Origin of the sequence: Nocardiopsis aegyptia (assembly GCF_013410755.1) — a bacterium.
GTDB classification, from domain to species: Bacteria; Actinomycetota; Actinomycetes; order Streptosporangiales; family Streptosporangiaceae; genus Nocardiopsis; species Nocardiopsis aegyptia.
On sequence record NZ_JACCFS010000001.1, the window covers coordinates 1,774,287 to 1,799,038 of the forward strand.

At 70.9% G+C, this 24,752-nt stretch carries 19 protein-coding genes and 1 pseudogene; 8 read left to right on the forward strand and 12 right to left on the reverse strand.

Translation table 11 applies throughout. The features are described 5' to 3' along the window. Positions 1–201: 201 nt before the first annotated feature. A complete protein-coding gene (locus HNR10_RS07950; RefSeq protein WP_246406118.1) occupies positions 202–1,707 on the reverse strand; it encodes a family 2 glycosyl transferase in 1,506 nt (501 codons plus the stop codon). 679 nt (positions 1,708–2,386) lie between these two features. Between HNR10_RS07950 and HNR10_RS07955 the strand changes: the two genes are divergently transcribed. Then, a complete protein-coding gene (locus HNR10_RS07955) occupies positions 2,387–2,824 on the forward strand; it encodes an ATP-binding protein (protein ID WP_179822077.1) in 438 nt (145 codons plus the stop codon). A gap of 6 nt (positions 2,825–2,830) precedes the next feature. Here HNR10_RS07955 and HNR10_RS07960 read toward each other — a convergent pair whose 3' ends face one another. The 3 genes from HNR10_RS07960 to cmtR form a co-directional block, all read right to left on the reverse strand. Beyond that, complete coding sequence (locus tag HNR10_RS07960) at positions 2,831–2,986, reverse strand: hypothetical protein (RefSeq protein WP_179822078.1); 156 nt, start codon at positions 2,984–2,986, stop codon at positions 2,831–2,833. A 151-nt stretch (positions 2,987–3,137) separates the two neighbouring features. Next, entirely contained in the window at positions 3,138–6,383 is a 3,246-nt protein-coding gene (locus HNR10_RS07965; RefSeq protein WP_179822080.1) for an efflux RND transporter permease subunit, read from the reverse strand. A 624-nt stretch (positions 6,384–7,007) separates the two neighbouring features. Next, positions 7,008–7,340 carry a Cd(II)/Pb(II)-sensing metalloregulatory transcriptional regulator CmtR gene (gene cmtR, locus HNR10_RS07970; RefSeq protein WP_179822082.1) on the reverse strand — a complete coding sequence of 111 codons (333 nt, stop codon included), beginning with the start codon at positions 7,338–7,340 and terminating at the stop codon, positions 7,008–7,010. A gap of 99 nt (positions 7,341–7,439) precedes the next feature. On the opposite strand from cmtR, the gene HNR10_RS07975 reads away from it, so the two are divergent. The 5 genes from HNR10_RS07975 (at position 7,440) to HNR10_RS07995 (ending at position 12,368) form a co-directional block, all read left to right on the forward strand. Beyond that, positions 7,440–8,357, forward strand: coding sequence for a cation diffusion facilitator family transporter (locus tag HNR10_RS07975; RefSeq protein ID WP_179829601.1), 918 nt, complete (start codon positions 7,440–7,442; stop codon positions 8,355–8,357). Between the two features lie 181 nt (positions 8,358–8,538). After that, the gene (locus tag HNR10_RS07980) at positions 8,539–10,002 is read left to right on the forward strand and encodes a TrkH family potassium uptake protein (RefSeq protein ID WP_179822083.1); all 1,464 of its coding nucleotides are present in this window, start codon (positions 8,539–8,541) and stop codon (positions 10,000–10,002) included. A 19-nt stretch (positions 10,003–10,021) separates the two neighbouring features. Beyond that, the gene (locus HNR10_RS07985) at positions 10,022–10,693 is read left to right on the forward strand and encodes a potassium channel family protein (protein ID WP_053614947.1); all 672 of its coding nucleotides are present in this window, start codon (positions 10,022–10,024) and stop codon (positions 10,691–10,693) included. Positions 10,694–10,785: 92 nt separating this feature from the next. Beyond that, positions 10,786–11,817 (forward strand): metal ABC transporter substrate-binding protein, encoded by a 1,032-nt coding sequence (locus HNR10_RS07990; protein ID WP_179822085.1) that lies wholly within the window; start codon positions 10,786–10,788, stop codon positions 11,815–11,817. Positions 11,818–12,134: 317 nt separating this feature from the next. Next, positions 12,135–12,368 carry a DUF397 domain-containing protein gene (locus HNR10_RS07995; protein WP_179822087.1) on the forward strand — a complete coding sequence of 78 codons (234 nt, stop codon included), beginning with the start codon at positions 12,135–12,137 and terminating at the stop codon, positions 12,366–12,368. Between the two features lie 367 nt (positions 12,369–12,735). Here HNR10_RS07995 and HNR10_RS08000 read toward each other — a convergent pair. Next, positions 12,736–13,579, reverse strand: a pseudogene (locus HNR10_RS08000) (helix-turn-helix domain-containing protein). Between the two features lie 265 nt (positions 13,580–13,844). Next, entirely contained in the window at positions 13,845–14,342 is a 498-nt protein-coding gene (locus tag HNR10_RS08005; protein WP_179822089.1) for an ATP-binding protein, read from the reverse strand. 301 nt (positions 14,343–14,643) lie between these two features. Here HNR10_RS08005 and fabG point away from each other — a divergent pair, with 301 nt between their 5' ends. Further along, positions 14,644–15,402 carry a 3-oxoacyl-ACP reductase FabG gene (gene fabG / locus HNR10_RS08010; protein ID WP_179822090.1) on the forward strand — a complete coding sequence of 253 codons (759 nt, stop codon included), beginning with the start codon at positions 14,644–14,646 and terminating at the stop codon, positions 15,400–15,402. Positions 15,403–15,572: 170 nt separating this feature from the next. Here fabG and HNR10_RS08015 read toward each other — a convergent pair whose 3' ends face one another. From HNR10_RS08015 to hrpA, 6 genes are all read right to left on the reverse strand, one after another. Then, on the reverse strand, positions 15,573–16,481 hold the full coding sequence (locus HNR10_RS08015; RefSeq protein WP_312889163.1) for a serine hydrolase: 909 nt from the start codon (positions 16,479–16,481) through the stop codon (positions 15,573–15,575). A 178-nt stretch (positions 16,482–16,659) separates the two neighbouring features. After that, positions 16,660–17,283, reverse strand: a complete 624-nt coding sequence (locus HNR10_RS08020; RefSeq protein ID WP_179822092.1) for an energy-coupling factor transporter transmembrane component T family protein — start codon at positions 17,281–17,283, stop codon at positions 16,660–16,662. After that, the gene (locus HNR10_RS08025) at positions 17,280–17,981 is read right to left on the reverse strand and encodes an energy-coupling factor ABC transporter ATP-binding protein (RefSeq protein ID WP_179822094.1); all 702 of its coding nucleotides are present in this window, start codon (positions 17,979–17,981) and stop codon (positions 17,280–17,282) included. Before HNR10_RS08025 ends, HNR10_RS08020 begins: the two co-directional genes overlap by 4 nt. After that, entirely contained in the window at positions 17,981–18,607 is a 627-nt protein-coding gene (locus HNR10_RS08030) for a biotin transporter BioY (RefSeq protein ID WP_179822096.1), read from the reverse strand. Before HNR10_RS08030 ends, HNR10_RS08025 begins: the two co-directional genes overlap by 1 nt. Positions 18,608–18,738: 131 nt before the next feature. Then, positions 18,739–19,836: a lactonase family protein gene (locus HNR10_RS08035; protein WP_179822097.1), complete on the reverse strand. Its 1,098-nt coding sequence runs from the start codon at positions 19,834–19,836 to the stop codon at positions 18,739–18,741. Positions 19,837–19,949: 113 nt separating this feature from the next. Next, positions 19,950–23,903, reverse strand: a complete 3,954-nt coding sequence (hrpA, locus tag HNR10_RS08040; RefSeq protein WP_179822099.1) for an ATP-dependent RNA helicase HrpA — start codon at positions 23,901–23,903, stop codon at positions 19,950–19,952. Positions 23,904–24,075: 172 nt separating this feature from the next. On the opposite strand from hrpA, the gene HNR10_RS08045 reads away from it, so the two are divergent. Continuing rightward, a complete protein-coding gene (locus HNR10_RS08045) occupies positions 24,076–24,660 on the forward strand; it encodes a TetR/AcrR family transcriptional regulator (protein ID WP_179822100.1) in 585 nt (194 codons plus the stop codon). Positions 24,661–24,752 lie beyond the last annotated feature (92 nt).

A 24,752-nucleotide genomic window follows, 5' to 3' on the forward strand; every position in this document is an offset into this window, starting at 1 on the left:
AAGGGAAATTGTATGATGATTTCATCATATTAGGCACACGTTCGGAATGCCCGAGTCGTCCCCATTGTCGTGATAACGCACCCTTTTAGCGAGCACGCACGGCCGTCGAAGCCCACATCACGGCGCGCTCAAAATGAGGATAATGAAGCGCATAAATGACGACCAAGACGCACAGGGAACCACAGAACGCCAGGTAACTGCTCACTTCTGACCACGCCGGGGCTCCGGCGTCCGAGTGCCGCGCCACCCCCGGGCGCGGCACCGCTTCGCCCCTCGCCCCTCGCCCCGACGAACGCTGGTCAGTCGCCGACCAAGAGCAGTGACACCGTCCGCACCCTGGAGTGCGCCGCGGCCGGCTCCTCCGGCGGCTCCGCCGCCACGGCTCGCGCTCGCGCCGGTGCCCGCAGGCGCGGGATCAGCGGCGCCGCCGACCCCGTCCGCGCCACGCCCCACCACGTTCCCGCCGAACGCGCGGCGTCCCCCGCCATGCCCAGGGCCGTCCACGTCAGGGGCCCGACCAGTACCGCACCCCGGTCCGCCCGCCAGGAGGCCAGGTGCGGCAGCACCAGCGCCGCACCGGTCACCAGGGCGATCCGACGCGGGCCGCGCCAGGCCCACCGCGCCTTCCGGGGACAGTTCGGGCCCGGCGGCCCGACGTCCGTGCAGCCGGGCCAGCGGAGCCGCCTGCGCCCCCGTCGTGAAGCAGGCGCGCAGGTAGCCGCCGAGATCGGTCACGGGCCGCGACCGGACCCGGGCGCGCGGCTCGTAGCGGACGCCACGGCCCCGCGACGCCAGGCGCCACACCAGGTCCAATTCGGCGCCGTGCCCCAGCTCGGGCCGCAGTCCCCGTCCACCGTCGGAGGCGTCCGGCCGCGAGCCGTCCGGCACCCCGCGGTCCGCGGACCCGCCTTCGAGCGCGGACCGGCGCAGGACGAGGGCGGGCAGGGGCCGCAGGGGGTCGGACGCGGTGTGCTCGTTGCCGGCGCCCGGCTGCCCCGGGCCCTGGCCCCACGGCAGCACCGGAGCGGGGTCCGCGCCGCGGTCCGCGCCCGCCCGCGCGGCGGCGACGGCGGCCACGACCAGCCGCCAGTGGCCCGCCGCCCGGGGACGCTCGGTCAGCACCCGTGGGACGACGGCGGCCACCCCGGGGTCGGCGAAGTGTCCGAGGGCGGCGTCGAGCCATCCGGGGTCGGGACACGATCCGGACTCCAGCAGCGCCACGAACTCGGCCGCGCACACGCGCAGGGCCGCGGCGCGCGCCCCGGGGCCGCCGGCGGGGCCGGGGACGATCCGGGCACCGCGGGCGCGCGCGGCCCAGGCGCAGGGACCGGTCGCTCCGACGACCACCGGCCGCAGTTCCGGGTGCAGTTCGGCGAGGCGGTCCAGTGTCCGGCCCAGGCCGCGCGCACCGGCCTGGCCCACCACGGCCACGTCCACGTCCACGTCCACGGACCGGAACGGTACGGGCGGCAGAGGGCGGGGGTGGGCGAGACCCTCCTCGATGAGCTCACGCGCCAGGAGGCGTTCGGCCCGGCCGCTGGGAGCGGCTCCGCTCGACCAGCGGATGACCGAGCTGAGCTGCGAGGGCGTCAGCCGCAGGGCGCGCGGCGGGCTCCCGCCCACCAGGACGTGGCCTTCGTCGGCCAGCCGCACGGCCCGGTCGATCTCGACACCGAGGCCGGGTGGCAGGGGGGAGGGGGAAGCCATGCGCCATACCCTGTCGCGTCCGGCATGGGGGGCGCAAGACCGGCGCATGTCCTGGAATTCAGGAGCGCGTGATCCAATTGTTACCTAACGGCGCAGTCCCCTGCGGGGGCGAAACCTCGCCGATATCCGGCCCTGACCGAACCTGTGACCCTGGCAGAGATCCTCTTTAACCAGCTCAAGCGGGGTTATCCTGACCAAGCCAGGTCGGCCGGGTGCCCAGGGAGGTACGGAGCGTATGCTATGCCCGACTACGCCCTTCAGTGTCGCAGGGCACATGCGACTGCTGTCATGACCCACGATCACCACCTTCCCACTGGCATCACCCTTCGATGGAAAGCCCGACGGCTTCTCCCACACCGCTCGTCGCCGCCCTCGAACCGCGCACTCCGCGGCACAGCAAAGCATCCCTCCCTGCCCCAGGGGGCTCCGACCTGTGTGTCCAGTCAGCGCCGTGACCCGCACCGTGCGGGCATGGACGCCGCGAGGGCCAGGCGTTCACATGCCATGCCCTACGCGAACACACGTCACCGGGGAGTACACCCACATGTGTGAGACCGCACGACCGCGCAGCACCGTCGTCACCTGCCACGCGCACGATCCGACCCCGCGGGTCGGTCCCTCCTGGCCGGACCCCGGCACGTCCGCTTCGTCCCGTCCCTTACAACGTCCGGCGAATTCCATGGAAGAGCGCACCCCGCACAGCACCGAGACCGTCCCCCGCACCCTGAGACGGCGGTTCCCCGGGCTGCCCAGCCAGATCGCCTACGCCCGCAGGTTCGTGGCCCGACAGCTGGCGGACTCACCGGAACTCACCACCGCGACCCTCCTGACCAGTGAGCTCGCCACGAACGCGATCACGCACAGCGCGTCAGGGATGGCCACCGGCAAGTTCGAGGTGTGCGTGCGTCTGTCGTCGGGATGGGCGCGGGTGGAGGTTCGGGACCTGGGCAACGTGATGGAAGCGCCCCAGCCCCAGCACCGGGACCCCTACGACACCGACGAACACGGTCGGGGCCTGGATCTGGTCGAGGCGCTGGCCAGCACGTGGGGCTCCGAGCCCCGGGTGGACGGCATGGGCCGGATGGTCTGGTTCGAGTTGACGTGGGACGGGGAGTAGCGCGCCCTACTCTTCGGGGGGCGTCTCGGCGTCGGCGCCGCCCTCGAACGGCAGCCGGTAGCGCTCGTACAGTTCGCGTGCGTAGTCCTTCGCCGCCTGCGAGGGCTCCTCCCCCAGTTCGGCGCGGACGAGGTCGTCAAGGCTCTTGTTCGTGTCATCCATGTGACGCAGCCTGCCTGTAGTGCGCGGATAGCACAAATCGACCCTCCGATGACGCACGATCACGGAGGGCGATGCCGCGGCGTCGGCGCGGGTGCCGCACAGCGCTGAGGGCGCCCCGTGCTCCGCACAGGACGCCCCCTCGATGAACGCCTCAGCGTCCGACCGGCTCCTCGGCGCGCTCGGGCGCGCCGCCTCCGCCGTCGGACCCGCCGGCCTCGGCGGCCGTCGTGACCTGCGCGTCCTGACGCCCGCGGGCGGCGCGGCGCTCACGGCGCAGCTCCCGCTTGGCCGCCCGGCGCTCCTTGCCCCACTCCACCAGCTGGTAGAGGACGGGGAGCAGGATCAGCGTCAGCAGTGTCGAGGACACCAGTCCGCCGATGACCACGATCGCGACCGGGGCCGAGACGAACGCTCCGCCGCCGGCCAGGCCGGTGGCCATGGGCAGCAGGGCCGCGATGGTGCCCGCCGCCGTCATCAGGATCGGCCGCAGACGGTGCCTGGCGCCCTCCACGATCGCCTCGCCCAGTTCCATGCCCTTGTTGCGGTTCTGGTTGATCAGATCCAGCAGGACGATGGCGTTGGTGATGACGATGCCGATGAGCATCACCATGCCGATCAGCGCCGCGGCGCCGAGCGGGGTGTCGGTCAGCAGCAGCAGGGCGAGCGAGCCGGTGGCCGCGAAGGGCACCGAGACCAGCATCAGCAGCGGCTGGATCAGGCTCTTGAACGTCGCCACCATGATCAGGTAGCAGATCACGATCGCGGCGAGCAGTGCCAGGCCGAGCTGCACGAAGCCCTCGGTCTGCTCCTCGCTGACACCGCCGATGGTGGCGGAGGCGCCCGAGGGCAGGTCCAGTCCGTCCACGGCCTGCGTGACCTCGGCGCTCACCGTGCCCAGGTCGGACCCGGTCACGGTGGCCGACACGTTCGCGCTGGTCACCCCGTCCACACGGGTCAGCTCGGGCGCCTGGAGGACCTCTTCGACCTCGGCGACCTCGGAGAGCTCGATCTCCTCCCCGGCCGGCGTGACGAGCGGCAGCTCCTCCAGCTCAGCCACGGTCTCCGGCGCCTCCTGGACGCGGACGACCACGTCGTGGCGAGCGTCGTCGAGCGTGGCGGTGCCCATGCGCTGTCCCTGGAAGGCGGCGGTGACCGCCTGTCCGACCGTCGCCTCGGACATGCCCAGGTCGGCCGCCTCCTCGGCGTCGACGTGCACCTCCAGGGCGGGCTGGGAGGCGGCGACGCCGTTGACGATGTCGGCGAGGCCGTCGATGCCCTCCAGCTCCCGCGCGACCTCGTCGGTGGCCTCGGTGAGGGTCTCCTGGTCGTCCGCGGTGACCTGCACGACGATGTCGGACGCGGCGCCCATGCCGCCGGACGAGTCCAGGCGCGGCTCGAACTCGGTGTCGATCTCGGCGAACGCGTCGCGCAGCACGTCGCGGTTGCGCAGCTGGTCGGTCTCGGGGTCGGCGGTGATGGTGTAGGAGATCTCGTCGGAGCCGCCGCCCATCATCGGGTCACTGCCCCCGACGCTGACCTGGTAGGAGTCGATCCAGGCCATCCCGGCCAGGACCTCCTCGACCTTGACGGCCTCCTCGTCCGCGGCGTCCAGCGACGTGCCGGGCTCCAGCTCCTGGACGGCCGTGTAGGTGTTCTCCTCGGCCTGGCCGAGCCAGTCGGTCTCCGCGGTGGTGGCCATGGCGACCGTTCCACCGACGATGAGGACCGCGGCGGCCAGCGTGATCGCCGTGGCGCTCTTGCGCTTGGTGGTGATCCACCGGATGACCGGGAGGTACATGCGCTGGAGGGGACGGCGCTTCTCGCGCTCGCTCTCCTGGCGTTCGAGCTCCTCCTGCGAGACGTCGCCGACCTGACGCGGGCGCAGGAACCAGTAGCAGAGCACGGGCGTGATGGTGAGGGCCACGAGCAGCGAGGCGGCCAGCGCCAGGCTGCTGGTCACGGCGAAGGGCGTGAAGAGCTCGCCGACCATGCCGCCGACGAAGGCCAGGGGCAGGAAGACGGCGATGGTGGCGAAGGAGGACGAGGCCACCGCGGTGGCGACCTCGCGCACACCGTCCTTGACCGCGGCCATGCGTTCCTTGCCGTAGTCCATGTGGCGGCGGATGTTCTCCAGCACCACGATGGAGTCGTCCACGACGCGGCCGATGGCGATCGTGATCGCCGCCATGGTCAGCATGTTCAGCGTGTACCCGAACGCCTGCATGCCCAGGAAGGACACCAGCAGCGAGGCCGGGATCGAGACCGCGATGACCAGCGTGGAGCGGATGGACAGCAGGAACACCAGGATGACGATGACCGCGGCGACCAGGCCGTAGCCGCCGGCCTCGAACATGTCGGTGATGGAGTCGTTGATGAACGGCGCCTGGTCGAAGACGACGGAGACGTCGATGTCGTCGCCGAGCACGTCGGCCTGCTCGTCCAGGACGTTCTGGACGCCCTCGGAGATCTCGACGGTGTTGCCGTCGGGCATGGCCATGATCATCAGGGCGATGCTGGGGTCGCCGTTCAGGCGGGCGATGCTGCCGGAGTCCTGGGAGACGAGCTCGACGTCGGCGACGTCGGCGATCTGGACGGGCTCGGGCGCGGCGGCCGGGGGCGCCCCGGGGACCGCGGCCGACGGGTCGACGCCCTGCTGGGGCTGCACCCACAGGTCCTCGACCGCTTCCAGGGAGGTGAGCTGCTCGCCCGTGGTGACGCTCAGGGAGCGGCCGTCCTCGTCGATGGAGCCGCCGGCCATCAGTAGACCGCTGGTCTCCAGCGCCTGGCCGACGTCGTTCGACGTGACGCCGGCGTCCTCCATCTCGTCCTCGTCCAGGACGATCTCGACGTCCTCGCCGGGCACGCCGGTGAGGTTGGCGGCGCGCACGCCGGGCACGGACTCCAGCTCGGGCAGGAGCACGTTCTCGATGGTGGAGGCCATGGCCTGCTCGTCGCCGCTCTCGGTGCTGGCGGCGAGCATGACCACGGGGAACATGTCCGTGCTCATGGACATGACATTGGTGTCGACCTCGTCCGGCAGGAACCCGGCGGCCTGGTCGATCGCGACCTGGGTCTCGCGCACGAGCGCGTCCTGGTCCTGGCCGTAGTCGAACTCCGCCATGATCTGCGCGGAACCCGTGCTGCTGGTGGAGTTGACCGAGGTGACGCCCTCGACGCCCTGGACGGCCTGCTCCAGCGGTTCGGTGACCTGGCCCTCCACGACCGTGGGGGTGGCGCCCTCGTAGGTCGCCGAGACCATGACCATCGGCAGCGAGAACTCCGGGAAGAGCTCGCGCTTGGCCGACATGGCCGCGAGGACCCCGAAGAAGAGGATGGCCAGAGTGATGAGGAGGACCAGCGCCCGGTTGCCGAGCGACACGACCGAGAGTCGGTTCATGTGGTCGCTCCCTTCGTGGAGTGGCGGAACGTCCCCGCGGGGGAACGGCCCGTGCCACGGACCCTGATGGCCGATCTGGACATGAGAGTGACTCGCTCCTAGTTCGCTGCCGTACGGACCGCCGGACCGGGCCGTGCCGCGGGCGTGGAAGCACGCGCACGCCGGTTCACCGATCGCCCGACCGGTCCAAAGTTGTGTGGGAGATGCTGGCTCCGAGCCCAGGTGCCCGGCCCGCGCTCGCGGGCGGTGCGTCCGCCGGGCGCGCTTCTCACCCTACTTCGCGACATATCGGAAGTTACGGCATTCGGGCGCGGTTCAGGGAAGTCTCAGGGTCGCGTCAGCCTTCTGTCAGGGTCCACCCCGACCAAAGTCGTACGGCGCTCTCCGGAATCCCCGGATTCCCCTGGGCGGCGTGGTGCTTTCGTCGGCACCCTGGAGCGCACGGAGTTGTCCACGTCACATTTCCTTTTCACTCCGGAGCCGTCACCGCGTCGTTTCGCATACCCGAATGACACGGTCGGGAACTCTGTGTCAACGCGCCGGGAAATCGGCGTGCGAAGCGAATGGCCCCTTCGGGAGTTCGGGCGTTCGAGCGCCCGTCCGGGCCGGTGGGCGGGACGGCCGTCAGGACGTGGGCGCCCGCTCCTCGACCGGTTCGTGCGGCTGCGCGGTGCCCCACACCACGCGGAGCAGGTCGTCGAGCGCGTGCGCGAGGGAGTCGTCGACCAGTTCGTAGCTGACCTGGCGCCCCCTGGCGTGGGTTCGCACGAGGCCGCAGTCGCGCAGGCAGGCTAGGTGGTTGGAGACGTTCTGGCGCGTCAGCCCGAGCTGGTCGGCCAGCCCCGCCGGGTAGTGGGGGCCGTCGAGGAGGGCGAGGAGGAGACGGCTGCGCGTGGGATCCGACAGCGCGCGGCCGAGGCGGTGGATGGCGGAGAGGCGCTGCTCGGCGGTCAACATGAAAATCATTGTACATAACTTGCTGTATAGACAGTCTGGGCTGTATAAACAGTGATGACTGAACTGTCCGGCCGACGGACCGAGACGACGGGGGAACCGATGGGTGCGGGACACGGGCACGGCCACGGCATGGCGACCGCGGGGGCGGCCAACCGCTCACGGCTGGCGATCGTCCTGGCGCTCATGCTCTCCGTCGCCGTCGCCCAGGTCCTCGGCGCCGCGTTCAGTGGCAGCCTCGCGCTGCTCGCCGACGCCGGCCACACCGTGACCGACTCCCTGGGCGTCGCCCTCGCCCTGGTGGCCGTGTGGGTCGCGAGCCGGCCCGCCACCACCCAGCGGACCTTCGGCTTCCAGCGCGCGGAGATCCTCGCCGCGGCCGTCAACGCGCTCGTCCTGTTCGTGCTGTGCGGGTTCATCGTGGTGGAGGCGGTCGAACGGCTCCAGTCGCCCGCCGAGGTGTCCGGGCTCGGAATGGTGGCCGTGGCCGCTTTCGGCCTGGTCGCCAACGTCATCGGGCTGCTCGTGCTGCGCGGCGGCGCCAAGGAGAGCCTCAACGTCAAGAGCGCCTACGTGGAGGTGCTGGGCGACGCCCTGGCCTCCGTCGGCGTCATCGTCGGCGGCCTGGTCGTCTGGATCACCGGCTGGGCCCAGGCGGACACCGTGGTCTCCCTGCTCATCGCCGCCATCATCGTCCCCCGCGCCTGGTCGCTCCTGCGCGAGGCCGTGCACATCCTGCTGGAGGCCGCACCCAAGGGCATGGACCTGGACGAGGTGCGGGGCCACCTCCTCGGCCACCCCGCCGTCATCGACGTCCACGACCTGCACGCCTGGACCATCACCTCCGGACTCCCGGTCATGTCGGCGCACGTGGTGGTCGCCGAGAGCGACCTCAAGGACTCCGGCCGGATGCTGGACGAGCTGCACGAGTGCCTGGCCGGGCACTTCGACGTCGACCACTCCACCCTCCAGCTGGAGCCGCCCGGCCACGCCGACCACGAGGGCGCCAGCCACGCCTGACCCGCGGACCGTCCGACCCGTCTGGCACCAGCCTGTGGAGCCGGCCTTCCAGGTGACGGCGCCGCACGGCGGCCGCGGCCTCCTCCCGTCCGGCGGGCCACGTGCCACGCACCCTCGCCCAACTGGCAGAATCGATCCGGTCCGGGAGTCACGACGCGGAGGTTCGGGTGGATACGCGACGATGAGGTGGGTGTCCGAAGCGACGCGCGAGCGCGCCGCACTGTGGACGGCTGTGCTCCGCCGCCGTCTGTCCGCGCTGCTCTCCGCGCTCCGCCTGCACAAACGACGCCGTCACCAGGAGGCACTGGTCCGGCCCCGGTCCGCGTGGGACAAGCCCGCGCGAGCCTTCCTCGTCATGTTCCTCGCCGTCGACGCGCTGGGCACGCTCCTGCTCATGACCCCGGCCGCGTCCACCGGCGGCAAGGGTCTGACCTTCGTCGAGGCCTTCTTCACCGCGACCACCTCGCTGGCCGTGTGCGGCCTCTCGGTCATCTCGATCGGCGGTGATCTGACCACCTTCGGCCACATCGTGGTCATGGCGCTCATCCAGGTCGGCGGGCTCGGCATCATGACCCTGGCCTCACTGCTGGGGGTCGCCGTCGTACAGCGGTTCAGCCTGCGCATGACGCTGAACGTGCAGGCGGAGAACCGGGCGCTGGCGGTGGGCGACGTCGGCGGCATCGTGACCCGCGTGGTCAAGGTGAGCCTCGTACTGGAGGCGTTGGTGTTCCTGATCATCACGCCGCGCATGTGGCTGGGTCACGACATGACGCTCGGGGAGGCGGCCTACTCCGGCCTGTTCCACTCCGTCTCCGCGTTCAACAACGCCGGACTGTCGCTCTACGACGACAGCATGATGCGCTTCTCCGGTGACGTGGTCATCCTGTTCACGGTGGCCCTGGCGGTGATGCTCGGCGGCATCGGGTTCCCCGTACTCATCGAGATGCGCCACCACTGGCGCCTGCCCGGGCAGTGGAGCCTGCACACCAAGCTCACGCTCATCACCAGTGGACTGCTCTTCGCCGTGTCGGCGGTCCTGATCACACTCATGGAGTGGAACAACCCGGACACGCTCGGCGGCCTGCACTGGTGGGCTCGGATCACCGACGGGATCTTCCACGGCGTCATGCCGCGCAGCGGCGGCTTCAACGCCACGGACACCGGTGAGATGAACGACTCCACACTGCTGCTCACCATCATGATGATGTTCGTCGGCAACGGCAGCGCCGGGACCGCGGGCGGCATCAAGGTCGCCACCCTCGCCGTCCTGTTCCTGGTGGTGTGGTCGGAGGTGCGGGCGCACGCCCGGGTGCATGTGTTCTCCCGTAGGCTGGCGCCCGACGTGATCCGGCAGTCGCTGAGCCTGACGTTCCTGTCGATGACCGTGGTCGCCGTCACGACGGTGTTCTTCCTCCAGGCCACACCGTTCGGCTTCATGGAGACCCTCTTCGAGGTCGTCTCCGCGGTGGGTGTGGTCGGACTGTCCACGGGCATCACCCCCGAGCTGGCCCCGTGGGCCCAGTCCCTGCTCGCGGTCCTGATGATGGCCGGCCGGATGGGCCCCATCACGTTCGTGACCGCGCTGGCGTTCCGCGAGCGCAAGCGGCGTTACGATTTCGCCGAAGCGCGGCCGATGATCGGCTGAGAGAACGAGGAGAGGCCCCGTGCCGCACAGCAAGAAGGTGTCCGACAAGCGCATCCTGGTGATCGGGTTGGGCCGGTTCGGCAGCTCCATGTCCCTGGAACTGGTCAACCACGGCTGGGAGGTCCTGGGCATGGACTCCAGCCCCCGGCTGGTCCAGATGTTCTCGGACGCCCTGACCCACACGGTCATCGCCGACGCCACCGACGACGAGGCGCTCCGCCAGATCGGCGCCGCGCAGTTCAGCCACGCCGTGGTCGCGATCGGCACGCACCTGGAGGAGAGCATCCTGGCGACCTCCCAACTGGTCGACCTGGGGGTGCCGGACATCTGGGCCAAGGCCGTCAGCCGCCGCCACGGCCGGATCCTGGAACAGGTCGGCGCCCACCACGTGGTCCTGCCCGAGCACGACATGGGTGAGCGCGTGGCCCACCTGGTGTCGGGTCGGATGCTGGACTACGTGGAGCTGGAGGAGGGGTTCTCCCTCGGCAAGACCAAGGCGCCCCGGGAACTGCTCGGCAAGTCCCTGCGCGAGACGCGGGTCCGGCACAAGTACGGGATCACGGTGGTGTCGGTCAAGCGGCTGAACGAGCAGTTCACGTACGCCACCGAGGAGACCGTGCTGCACAAGGGCGACCTGATCGTGGTCGCGGGCCGGACCGAGGACGTGGAGCGCTTCGCCGAGTCCAACTGAGGCGGCCGGCGAGGGGTGGCCGGGCGGGGCCGCGAAAGCCGTGCGAATGCGGACAAATTGACAACCGTTTTCATTTTCCCGATGATGGACCCATGCGAACTGGGACAACCTTGCGTGCGGCCGCCGTCGGCGCCGCCATGATCACACTGGCGGCGTGCTCCGGGGGCGGGGAGGACGGGTCCGGCACCGCGCCCGCCGACGCCGCCCTCACCGTCGTCACGGGCGTCTACCCCCTGGAGTGGCTGGCCACGGAGGTCGGCGGCGACCGCGCCGCCGTCGTCCAGCTCACCGAGCCGGGCGTCGAGCCCCACGACCTGGAACTCACCGGCCGCCAGGTCGGCCAGGTGAGCGAGGCCGACATCGCCCTCTCCGTCTCCGGCCTCCAGCCCGCGGTGGACGAGGCCGTGGAGCAGGAGGCCGCCGACGCCGCCCTCGACGTCGCCGACATCGTCGAACTGCGCCCCGCGGACCCGGAGGAGGCCGCGCACGAGGACGAGGAGGGCGAGGACCACGCCCACGAGGACGAGCACGCCCATGAGGAGGAGGCCGAGGACGAGCACGCGCACGAGGAGGAGTCCGGGGGCGACGGGCACGACCACGGCGAGTTCGACCCGCACTTCTGGCTCGACGTCGACCTGATGTCCCAGACCGCCACCGCGCTCGCCGAGCGCATGGCCGAGATCGACCCGGACGGCGCCGCCGCCTACGAGGAGAACGCCGAGGCCGTGACCGCCGAGCTGACGGCGATCGGCCAGGAGTACGAGGACGGTCTGGCCTCCTGCGCCCACGACGAGGTCGTCGTCGGGCACACCGCGTTCACGTACCTGACCGACGCCTACGGGCTGGAGCAGATCGGTGTCAGCGGGGTCGACCCCGACACCGAGCCCTCGCCCTCGCAGATCGCGGCGATCTCCGACACCGTCGAGGAGCGCGGCATCACCACGGTCTTCACCGAGCCCCTGATGCCGGACGCGACCGCCGACACGATCGCCGCCGAGTCCGGCGCCCAGGTCGAGGTGCTCGACCCGCTGGAGGGCGTCACCGAGGACTCCCCCGGCGACGACTACCCCTCGATCATGCGGGGCAACCTGGCGGCCCTGACCACCGCCCTGGAGTGCTCCTGACCCATGCCGGGGCCGCCGGCTCCACGGCACCACCTGTTCCACACCTTGCGCGCCCCACCGATCCGTGCGGATCGGTGGGGCTCTTCCGTTGGGCGCGTCCGCGCGGGACGTCGCCGTCCGGGACGTTCCCGACCCCTCGCCCAGGAGAGCAGTGTCACCGCCAGACGCCCATCGGGTTACACCGCGCTTACATCGGGCCAAAGTCAGGGACAGGTGGTGTTCGTCACGCTAAGCTTGTGAACGTGCCGGTGCTTATGCACGTGCATTTGGCAGTGCATCGGCACGCACGTTCCCCACACGCATTCGAAGGAGCATCCATGACCGCTCACAACGGCATCAGCGCCACCGAGCTCACCGGCGCCGCCTGGCAGAAGGCCAAGCGCAGCAACTCCCAGGGCGCCTGCGTCGAGATGGCTCGCCTGGCCGACGGTTCCATCGCCGTGCGCAATTCGCGTTTCCCCTCCGGTCCCGCGCTCGTGTACACGCAGGAGGAGATCGACTGCCTCATCCACGGCGCGAAGGACGGCGACTTCGACAATCTGGTCAGCTAGACCGTGTCCGTCGGATCGCTTCGCCCACCCGTCACCCGCCACCGCCCACCGGGGCGCTACGCGGAACGGGTGGGCCACCCTCAACCGACGCCGACGGCGCAGCCCCTCCCTCCCGCCGCCCGATAGGGCACAGGGCATCAGAACCGACGGCGCGGTCAGCGCCGGTCGGTGCGGGGCCGGACGTCGGGGCAGCGGAAACAGCGGATCCAGGACATGGCGTGGCCGGCCGGGTGGAGTGGACATGACGATGGAGGGCTCCGCCTCCCGAACGGAGCCCTCCACCACGGCCCGAAGCACACGAAGGGCCCGCCGCGGCGAGCCCATACCCTCGTATCATCCGTCTCCGCCCTCCCGCGGACGACGGACGTCAGTCCTTCTCCAGGTCCTCCAACATGCCCTCGAGCATCTCCAACGTCTCGTCCGGCGTGGCCGCGGCGACACTCAGCCTGGTCATCGCCTTGGTGTAGGCCTCCACGACACTGCGCCGGTCCACGATCTCGCCGTCGGTGAGCTGCTCCAGGTAGAGCAGGTCCGCCAGCTCGAACTCGGAGTAGCGCAGCAGGGTGAAGGAGCCCGCCTCCGCCGCGTGCGCGCCGACCTCGAAGGGGATGATCTGCAGCGTGATGTTGTCGTAGTCCCGGCAGAACTCGATGAGCCGCCGGATCTGGCCGCGCATGATCTCCCGGCCGCGGGCCTTGCCGCCGATCGGGCGGCGCACGGCCGCCTCGTCCAGGATCACCCACATGCGCATGTCGTGGTCGCGGTCCAGGCGTTTCTGTCTCTGCAGTCTCGCCTCGATCCGCTGTTCCGTGACCAGGTCCGTCTCGACACCGCCGGAGATGATCTCCCGCGCGTACTCCTCGGTCTGGAGCAGGCCGGGAACGAACTGCGACTCGTAGATGCGGATGTGGTCGGCCGGCCTCATCGAACCCCACGTACCGCACGAGCCACTTGTGGAGGGAGTCGCCGTACTCCTTCCACCACCCGGGCTTGTTGGATTCGCGGGCCACTTCGAGGAATTGCTTGATCACCGTGCGGTCGGAGACCCCGTACATCTTGAGGAGGTCCTCGATATCGCGCAGCTTGAATCCCACCCGGCCCAGTTCCATCCGGCTGATCTTCGACGCCGACGCCCGAATCCGGTTCCCGGCGTCCTCGCGCGTGATACCGCGCTGTTCGCGGTACTTCCGTAGCTCGTGCCCAAGCAGCATGCGACGCACGGTGGGGCCACTCCCCTTGCGCAATCGAGCGATATCCACGTTCGCCGCCTCTCTGTCATTCCCCACAAGAGTATCCGGAACCGCCGGATACACCTGCCGTGCGGTCACGACACTACATGTACACGATGGACGCATTGTCCCGTCCCACCACCGCTCCGGAGGTGCGGTGCGGCACGACCGCCGATCGACCTCGGACCCCTCCATCGGTCATCGTCGAGGTGGCTCACGGGACGGCGCCGGCGGCGGCGTGACCCGATCACACGAATTGCGCCCAAACGAACTTTCCGCCCGGCGGTGTGGGAATCACACCCCACTCTCGCGCGAAAGCGCTCACCAGGGCAAGTCCCCGCCCGCCCTCGACCGCCGGATCGGGCTCCCTTCTGCTCGGCAGGCGATCTGCGCCGTCACGGACGGCGCAGATGAATTCCCGCCCGCTGCGCATCAGGGACAGCTGAATGCCCTCGGCGCTGCGCCTGGTCAAGACCAGCGGCTCGCCGTGGCGCACGGCATTGGTGACCAATTCGGAAACGACCAGGGCGACATCCCCGGTCAAGTACTCCATGTCCCATTCTCGGAGAAGGGCCTCCGAAATCTCGCGTGCGGCCCCCACGGCGTGGGCCTGGGCCTCCAGGCCCCACGTCACCGCGTCATGGCGGTCGCCGCAGACCGGCGTGTTCCAGCGGCGGGAACCGTGCGTCAGGACCTTGAGCCACCATCCCCCGGTCGGCTCCGCCACCGCCTCCGCACACTCCATGCCATCCACTCCTCACTGATGCGACGTGGCCGTCTCCGGCCCGGCAGTGCCGCCGCGGGCGTGTGCTGCTGCACGGATCGAATGCACGTGCATCTTGGTTCTGTTCGGCAATCGTAGGCCACCTCCCGCCCGCGTGCAGGCAAACCGCGATACCGAATCGGCGGGTTGGCCCAATCCCAGGTGGGAGTGCCGAACCGGGCCACCAGGTCGGATCGTTTGTGGCCCCCCGGACGCGTACCGACCGGTAGGCATGCGGATAGGATTCGCACGCGCCCACCACGTGACTTACTGGAGGTTTCACATGTCCCCAACGCCTCGTGTGGCGATCGTGACCGGAGCGGCCCGCGGTATCGGCGCCGCCACCGCCGAACGCCTGGCGCGTGAGGGCCGGGCCGTCGCCGTACTGGACCTGAAGGAGTCCGACGCCCAGGAGGTCGTGGACCGCATTACGTCCGACGGCGGCAAGGCCGTCGCGGTGGGCTGCGACGTCTCCGACGCCGACCAGGTCACCGCCGCCGTCGCCACCGTCGCCGAGCGTCTCGGCCCGCCCGCCATCCTGGTCAACAACGCGGGCGTGCTGCGCGACAACCTGCTGTTCAAGATGTCCCCGGACGACTGGGACACCGTGATGAACGTGCACCTGCGCGGTTCCTTCCTCATGAGCAAGGCCGCACAGGCGCACATGACGGAGAACAGCTGGGGCCGCATCGTCAACCTGTCCAGCTCCTCCGCCCTGGGCAACCGCGGCCAGGCGAACTACTCCGCGGCCAAGGCCGGGCTGCAGGGCTTCACCAAGACCCTGGCGATCGAGCTCGGCAAGTTCGGCGTGACCTGCAACGCCGTGGCCCCGGGGTTCATCGAGACCGACATGACGCGGGCGACCGCCGAGCGGATCGGGATCGACTTCGACGCCATGAAGGAGTTCAAGGCCAAGGAGATCCCCGTGCGCCGCGCGGGCGTCCCGGCCGACGTCGCCAACACGGTCGCCTTCCTGACCGGTGAGGACGCCGGGTTCGTCTCCGGCCAGGTCATCTACGTGGCCGGCGGTCCGCTCGACTAGGGAGCGCCCCGCCTGTACACGCCGTGCCCCGTCCGGGTCGTCCGGACGGGGCACGCGTGCGTCGGCGGCCCAGAGCAAGCAGGGAGCGAGGGCGCCGACGGGTCCTGGAAGGCCTGGAGGTGGGTCCGTGAGGAACGAGCGGGCACACCGGAGGGCGTGAAGGCCCCGCCTCAAGGGCGCCCGAGCTCGCCGGTGACCATGGAGACGAGGTCCTCCACGAGACCGACGCCGCCGACGTAGTCGCCGTTGCCGTCGGTGAGGACGGCCACCAGGTACTCGCGTTCGGGTCCGGCCACGAAGCCGACGCTGTTGACGTTCCACCGCCCGCCGTTGGACTCGCGCGGCGTCCAGCCGTTCTTCAGCCCCACGGTGTCCTCGGGCCCGGCCGCGGCCGACACGCCCCAGGCCTGTTCCGGGGCGACCTCCTCCATCAGGCCGAGGACAAAGGCACGGTCCTCCGCCGACAGCGGGCTGTCGTCGGTGTACAGGGCGCGCAACAGGCGGAGCTGGTCGGCGGCGGTGGTCAGGGTGGCGCCCCACACGCCGACGGGGTTGGGTTCGGTGCCGCGCATCCCGAAGGCGCGTGTACCGGCCACGAAGCCGTCGGTGAACCCGTTGCTCTGGTAGAGGACGTCGGTGACGTCGTTGTCGCTGTAACGGATCACCGCCTCGGCCTGGGCGCGCTCCCCCGAGGTGAGGTCGCGCCCCTCCTCCTGCGCGCGGGCCAGGAGCATGGCCACCAGGGTGAGCTTGACGACGCTGGCGGTGTGGATCGGCTCGTGCGCCTCGTAGCCGTAGGCGGCACCGGTGCGCAGGTCCTGGACGGCGATGCCGACGTCGGCCCCCGTTCCGGCGACGCGGGCCTCGATCCGCGCCGTGAGGTCGGCGCGGTCCTCGGCGGTGAGGGGCGAGCCGCCGGTGGCCGGGGCGGTGACGGGGGCGAAGGGCACCAGGGGCAGCGCGCGCTCGGACAGCAGCCCGGACAGCCGGCGCGGGTCCGGCTCGGGGACGCCGACCGAGGCCGATCCCGCGCCCGACACGGTCAGCACCATGGCGGCGGCGAGCGCGACGGGCGCCACGGCCAGGGGTCGGACTCGATGAGCACCGGGAATGCGCCAGGGCACATGATCACCGATTCGTTCGCACGGCGGGGGATGTGTGCCTGCGATTATTCACCCGAATGCGGACTGGCGAACATATACGATATTGAATCGGTACCAACTGCACATCATGCGTATTCAGTAAAAGATCCCGGCGTCACCTACGGCCGGGCCGGTCGGGCTCGTCGATCCCCCGCGCCACGAGCGCCTCACCCGTCGCCTCGGCCATGCGCAGCAACTGCACGATCACCGGGACCACGAGCAGGTGCGGCCGTCCGGACAGGCCGCGGGCCACGTAGCCCTCGTGGGCCGCCCGCCAGGCCGCGGCGACCATCGGGATGGAGCGAACGGTCAGGGCCAGCACGAGGGCCACCCGGTCCGGGTCGGCGCCGATGTGGCGCAGCGGCCGGGCGGCGCGCTCGAACAGGTCGAGCATCTCCCGCACGCGCGTGGTGAGCGTGACGACGTTGGCGAGCAGGACCAGGGCGGCCAGTTGGCCGACCAGCCGCACGGCCGTCGGAAGGTCGCCGAACAGGGTCTGGAACACGCCGATGGCCAGCAGGAACGGCCACAGCACCCGCAGGACGTGCCAGGCGCGGCGCAGGCCCAGCCCGCTCAGGGGGTACACGGCCAGGGCCGCGGCCAGGGTGCCGACGGAGACCCGGGGATCCCCCGCGACGATGACCACCACGCTCACGGCCAGCAGCGCGAGCAGCTTGGTCCCGGCGGTCAGGCGGTGGAGCGGCCCGGTGCCGGGAACGTACAGGCCCGTCGTCGTCACCGTTCGGCCCCGTCCCGCTCCTCGTCGAGCATGCCGCCGGTGTAGGCCGCCACGGCCGCGTCGGGCTCGCCATCGAAGACCACCCGCCCCTCGTCGACGACCAGGACCCGGTCGAAGTCGGCCAGCAGGTCCAGGTCGTGCGTGAACAGGATGAGCTGCTGGTCGAGCCCGGTGAGGGTGCGGTGCACCATGCGCGTGTTGCGCAGGTCGAGCAGGGTGGTGGGCTCGTCGCACACCAGGATCCCGGGTTCGGTCGCCATCACCGAGGCCAGGGCCAGCAACTGCTTCTGCCCGCCGGACAGCAGGTGCCCGGGGTGGTCGCGGTGGCCGTCGAGCCCGAACCGCTCCAGGAGGGCGTCGACCCGGCGGGCGGTCTCCTGGCGGCCGAGTCGGAGCCGGCGCAGGCCGATCTCCACGTCCTCGGCGACCGTGGGCATGATGATCTGGTTGGCGGCGTCGGAGAAGACGAACCCCACCCGGCGGCGGATCCGCCGGGCGTGGCGCCGGGTGTCCCACTCCCCCAGGGTGACCCGGCCCTTGTCGGGCACGACGAGGCCGTTGAGGGTGCGGGCGAGCGTGGACTTGCCCGATCCGTTGGCCCCGATCACGCCGATGCGGTGCTCGGCGAGGTCGAGGGTGACGTCGCGCAGGACCGGCCGGCCCTCGTAGGAGTGGGAGACACCCTCCAACCGGAGCATCAGGCGCCCTCGACCCGCTCCGTGACGACGACCGGCTGCCCGGCGGGCGGGATGGGGTACGCGCGGGCGACCGTGGCGGCGATGGCGGCGGTCAGCACGGCCTTGACCAGGTCACCGGGCAGGTAGACCGCCATGGAGTAGGCGGCGGCGAGGACGCCGTCGCCGAGGGCCACGGCCAGCCAGGGAACGCCGATCGCGTAGATGACCACGATGCCGCCGAGCACGTTGATGCCGATCCCGGCCCAGAGGTTGTAGTTCCTGCGGCGGATCATCAGGTCGGTGAGGTAGCCGATGACCAGGGCGGCGAAGATCCAGCTGACGATGAACCCCGCGGAGGGCCCGGCCAGGACGGCGACACCGCCGCGTCCGCCCGCGAACAGCGGGAGCCCGGCCAGTCCGAGGGCGAGGAAGGTCGCCACGGCCAGGGTGCCGCGCTTCCATCCCAGCAGGCTGGGCGCGAGCATGACGCCGAGCGTCTGGAGGGTGATCGGGACCGGCGAGAACGGGATCGGGATGGCGACCGTGACGCTCAGGGCGGCGATCAGCGCCGCGAAGACGGCGATGAGCGCGAGGTCGCGGGCGGTCAGGCCCTTGTACTGGACCGATGTCGACGCGAAGGCGGGCATGGGTGTGTCCACTCCGGGGAGCTCGTGGGAGATGATCGCACCCATTGTCCGATATGCCGACCTCCCGACGGGAGTCGGGAGGCGACAGATCCGAGGCCCCGAAGCTTGTAGGAATCACTCCGGCACCCAGGTCAGGGGCGTGCGGCCCGCCGGATGCGGGTGATCGGGACCGGGAGCACGCACACGGGTGCGGGGATCGCCAGGCGGTGGCCGGTGTCGGCGGGCACGCCGGACTTCGGGTCGATGAGCAGCGCGGCCAGGGAGTCGCCGTTCTGCGCGGCGACGACCAGGTGGTCGGGTTCGTCGCGGTGTCCGCGCACGACGGTGAAGTTGCGCGGCCACGCGCCGCCGGCCGGGGTGTTGGCCAGGTGCTCCAGACGCGCTCCGCCGTCGCGCACCGCCAGCGTGGAGACCGCGTCCGCGCCCCGGTTGGACACGTACACGCGCTCCCGGTGCGTGAGGATCTCGCCGGGGAAGTTGGTGCCCGCGGCCCGCTCGCCGGTGGCGTGCTCGGAGCCGAGGTACTCCGCGGTGCCGGTGTCGCCGTCCCAGCGCAGGACGTGCACACGCGAGTCCAGCTCGCCCGCCACGTAGACGTACTCCCCCGCCACCGCCGCGTGCCGGGGCCCGGTCCCCGGGGGCAGCACGATCGTGCCGGTCTGCTCGCCGTCGCGGACCACGCGCAGCTCGTCGGTGCCCAGGTCGGCCACGAGCACGTGCAGCGGGTCGACCGCGACGGCGCTGTGCGCGTGGGAGCCCTCCTGGCGGTCCGTGACCGGGCCGGAGCCGGTGTGCGCGAACCGCGCCGCCTCCTGGGCGATGGCCCCGTCGCCGGCCAGGGCGAACGCGGCCACCACGCCGTTGGCGTAGTTGGTGACCGTCAGCGCGGTGTCCGTCGCCAGGACGTGGCAGGGCGAGGCGCCCCCGGTGGGGGCCTGCCCGAGCTCGGTGAGCCCCGCGTCGGCGTCGATCCGCCAGGCGGTGACAGTGCCCTTCTCGCGTTCGTTGACCGCGTACACCGTGGGCGGGTCCGCCCGGTAGGCCAGGAACGAGGGGCCGGGGGTGTGCGCGGCCACGCCTCCGTCGGTCATCTCCCCGGTCATGGGGTCGAACCAGACCCGGTGGACGCCCTGCCCTCCACCGGGTGGCTCGGAGTCGGGTGTGTAGGTGCCCACCAACAGGAGCCGCCGTCCGTGCACCGAGTCGCCCACCGGGAACCTCGTTCTCATCGCGCGTGTACCGAATGTGGTCTATACCACCAGCGGCATGCTATCGCCCGTGCCCGGCCACCCCGGAGACGGGCCGATGAGAGCCGGGCGAACGGCGTGGGTCGGCCGCCCCTCTACTTCCCGGCGGCCTTGACCGCTTCGAGGGCCTTCATGATGCGCTTGTCCGAGACCGGGTAGGCGGTCCGCAGTTCCTGGGCGAACAGGCTGACGCGGTACTCCTCCAGCATCCAGCGCAGCTCGGCCACGTCCGGGTCGGCGGACCGGCCCGCGGGCAGCGCCCCCACGCCCTTGCGCACCGCCTGGCGCATCTGCTCGACCTTGGCCATGTTGACCTGGTCCCGGCGCGGGTTCTCCGGCAGCTTGGTCAGCCGGTACTCGATCCCGCGCAGGTACCGGTGCACGTCGTCCAGGCGGCTCAGGCCGGCCGCGGTGGCGAACCCGTCGCCGACCAGGTCGCCGAGCTGGCCCTGCACGTCGTTGAGCGAGGGCAGCACCGCCAGGGACGTGGTGCCCTTGACCTTCTTGGACACCTTGCGCCACAGCACCAGGACCCGGGCCACCTTGTCCAGGACGTCGGCGAGGGTGGCGCCGAGGTCGGCGCGCACCCGGTCGGCGAGCTTGGCGAAGTCCTCCGCGTTCCACACCGGCCCGCCCTCACGGGCCAGCAGGTGGTCGATCGCGGCGGACTCGGCGTCGGCGAGCATCTTCTTGACCGACCCGTGCGGGTTGTCGGCCAGGGCGAGCTTGTCCGGGTTGTTGAGCCCCTTGCTGACCGCGAGCGCCGGGGAGGGCACGGTGAGCTGGAGCAGGCGGCGCGTGCCCGCCCACATGGCGGCGCGCTGCTCGGCCCGCGTGTCGAAGATGCGGATCGCGACGCTCTCGCCCTCGTCCAGCAGGGCGGGGTAGCCCTTGACCTTGGGGCCGAGCGCCTTGCGTTCCAGCGTCTGTTCCAGGGGACCGAAGTCCCACGAGGTCAGGCCCTTCCTCTCCACGCCCTTGGCCTCGGCGGAGATGGCCTCGCGCAGGCGCGGTTTGAGCTTGGCGCGCAGCTGTTCCAGGTCCTTGGACTCGGCCAGGGTTCGGCCCCGGTCGTCCACGGCCCGGAAGGTGATGCGCAGGTGGTCGGGGACGCGGTCCATCTGGAAGGCGCTCGCGGGCACCTTGTCCCCGCCCTTGGGCATGGCCATGCGGGTCAGTTCGGCGGCCAGCGCCTCGGCCAGCGGACCCTCGTAGGGGGTCAGCCCCGCCCGCGCCTCGGCGGCGTGGTCCGGGACGGGGACGAAGAAGCGCCGCAACGGCTTGGGCAGGGACCGGATCATCGCGGTGATCAGCTCGTCGCGCAGGCCCGGGATCTGCCAGTCGAACCCCGTGTTCTCCACCTGGTTGAGGAACTTCACCGGAACGTGGGCGGTGACGCCGTCGGAGTCGCTGCCCGGCTCGAACTGGTAGCTCAGCGGGAAGACGAACTCGCCCTGGCGCCACACGTCCGGGTAGTCGTCCTCGCTGACCACGTCGACGCCGTGGTTGATCAGCTCCTCACGGGTGAAGTCCAGGAGCGTGGGGTCCTCGCGCCGGGCCTTCTTCCACCAGGAGTCGAAGTGCGCGGCCGAGACGGCCGACTCCGGGACGCGGCGGTCGTAGAAGTCGAACAGCGCCTCGTCGTCCACGACGATGTCGCGGCGGCGGGCCCGGTGTTCGAGGTCCTCGACCTCCTCCAGGAGCTTGCGGTTGTCGTGGAAGAAGTGGTGGCGGGTCTCCCAGTCGCCCTCCACGAGGGCGCGCCGGATGAAGAGCTCGCGGGAGAGCACCGGGTCGATGCGCCCGTACTGCACCTTGCGCTGCACGACGATCGGGACCCCGTACAGGGTGACGCGCTCGAAGGCCATGACGGCCCCGCGCTTGCGCTCCCAGTGCGGTTCGCTGTAGCTGCGCTTGACGATGTCCCCGGCCAGTTCCTCGGCCCACTCGGGTTCGATCCGGCCGACCATGCGGCCCCACAGCTTCGAGGTCTCCACCAGCTCGGCGGCCATGACGAAGCGGGGCTGCTTCTTGAACAGCGACGAACCGGGGAAGATCGCGAAGCGCGCGCCCCGCCCGCCCAGGTACTCGTGCTTGTCGGGGTCCTTCAGGCCGACGTGGGACAGCAGTCCGGCCAGCAGCGACTTGTGCACCTCGGCCGGGTCGGCCGCGGCCTCGCGCGGGGCCGGCACATCGACGTTCATGGTGCGCAGCACCTGGCGGAGCTGGCCGTGGATGTCCTGCCACTCGCGCACGCGCAGGTAGTTGAGGAACTCGTCCCGGCACATCCGGCGGAACTGGTTGCCCGACAGCTCCTTCTGCTTGTCGCGCAGGTGGTTCCAGAGATTGAGGAAGGCCAGGAAGTCCGATTCCTTGTCCGCGAAGCGGGCGTGCATGGCCTGGGCCTGCTGCTGCTTGTCGGAGGGGCGCTCGCGCGGGTCCTGGATGGACAGCGCCGAGGTGATGACCAGGACCTCGGCCAGGCAGTCGCGTTCCTGCGCCTCCAGCACCATGCGGCCCAGCCGGGGGTCGATGGGCAACTGGGCCAGGGTGCGCCCCCGCGGGGTGAGGCGCCGTTTGGCTCCGGAGGGGTCGGGGTGCAGGGCGCCCAGCTCGGTGAGCAGGTTGACGCCGTCCTTGATCTGGCGGTGGTCGGGGCCGTCCACGAACGGGAAGGCGGCGACGTCGCCCAGGCCGAGGGCGGCCATCTGGAGGATGACGGAGGCGAGGTTCGTGCGCAGGATCTCGGGGTCGGTGTACTCCGGGCGGGACAGGAAGTCCTCTTCGGAGTACAGCCGGATACAGATGCCCTCCGACACCCGGCCGCAGCGGCCCTTGCGCTGGTTGGCCGAGGCCTGGGAGACGGCCTCGATGGGCAGGCGCTGCACCTTGGTCCGGTGGCTGTAGCGGGAGATGCGCGCGGTGCCGGGGTCGATGACGTACTTGATGCCGGGCACCGTCAGGGAGGTCTCGGCGACGTTGGTGGCGAGGACGACGCGGCGTCCGGAGTGCGAGGACCACACGCGTTTCTGCTCGGCGACCGACAGGCGCGCATAGAGCGGCAGCACCTCGGTGTTCCGGAGCTTCTTCTTCTCCAGCGCCTCGGCGGTGTCGCGGATCTCCCGTTCTCCGCTGAGGAAGACGAGCACGTCGCCGGGGGCCTCGCGGCCCAGTTCCTCCACGGCGTCCAGGATCGCCTGCGTCTGGTCGCGGTCCTTGCCCTGCCCTTGCTCGTCAGGGTCGAGGATCTCGTCGTAGATGGGCCGGTAGCGGACCTCGACGGGATAGGTGCGGCCGGAGACCTCGACGATGGGGGCGTCGTCGAAGTGCTGGGAGAAGCGCTCGGGATCGATGGTCGCCGAGGTGATGACGACCTTGAGGTCGGGGCGCTTGGGCAGGAGCTGCTTGAGGTAGCCGAGCAGGAAGTCGATGTTGAGGCTGCGCTCGTGCGCCTCGTCGATGATGAGCGTGTCGTAGGCGCGCAGCATGCGGTCGTGCTGGATCTCCGCCAGCAGGATGCCGTCGGTCATCAGCTTGACCAGCGTGCTCTCGCTGGAGGAGTCGGTGAAGCGCACCTTGTAGCCGACGGTCTCGCCGAGGGGGGTGCCGATCTCGTCGGCGATGCGCTCGGCGACCGTGCGCGCGGCCAGGCGGCGCGGCTGGGTGTGGCCGATGGTGCCCATGACGCCGCGCCCGAGTTCGAGGCAGATCTTGGGCAGCTGCGTGGTCTTGCCCGAACCGGTCTCACCGGCGACGATCACGACCTGGTGGTCGCGGATGGCCGCCGCGATGTCCTCGCGGCGGGCGCTGACCGGCAGCGCCTCGGGGTAGCTGAGCTCGGGCACCGCCTCCCGGCGCACGTCCACGCGCAGGACGGCCTCGTCGATGTCGCGGGCGATCTGGGCGGTGACGGAGGCACGCCGCCGCTCGTCGCCGATCTTCGCCAGGCCGTCGATACGGCGGCGGAGCCGGTGCCGGTCCGACGGCATGAGGTCGCGGAGCCGGGAACGGAGTGTGTCCGCGCCGGGCGCGGGCGTGGTGGTGCTCATCAGTTCTCAAGGTTATGAGGGTCGGCAACCGGTTTTTCACCCGGCTCGGGCGGTACGTGGTGGGGGCGCTTCCAGTATCGGCCGCCCTGGGTGCCAACGCTCGGGTGCCGGGCGTTGTTCCGCGACGGGGCCGGTCCCGCCGCGCACCGTCCCGCCACCCTAGGATGGGGGGATGGCCCAGGACACGCGTACGGCTCTCGTGACGTCTGCCACCGGTCTGCTGGACGCGGGTGGCATCGAGGCGGTGACGCTGCGCGAGGTCGGCCGGCTGAGCGGGGTCTCGCACATGGCGCCCTACAAGCACTTCGCCGACAAGGAGTCGCTGTTGGCGGCCGTGGCCGGACGCGAGCTGCGGCGGCTCGGCGACATCGTCGACGAGGCGGCCCGGCAGGCGCGGGACTCCCGGAGCGCGCTCCGCACGGCCCTGCACTCCTACACGGCCTGGGCCCTGGACCACCCGGCCCGTTTCGCGCTGATCTACGGCTCCTGGACCAGGCCGCACGACGAGCTGACCGTCGCCGCGGGGCATGCCCACGCGGCGCTGACAGGTGTCGTCCGGCAGTGCCAGGCGGACCGGGTCGTCCCCGGCGGGGACACCGAGCGGCGCACCGCCATGCTGGTCGCCCTGGTCCACGGCGCCGTCAGCCTCTCCCTCAGCGGGCACCTGGCGCGCGGCGGCAAGGGCCGGGCGGATCCCGGCGACATCGTGGACGACCTGCTGGAGCTGCTGAGCGCCTCCGCCGCCGCACCCGCGTAGTCCCGGCGCGCGCCGGGCGTGACAGAGGGTCAAGACCGCACCCGATCTCCTGACACCATGGCGCCCGCCGCACCGGCGCCCACCTGGAAGAG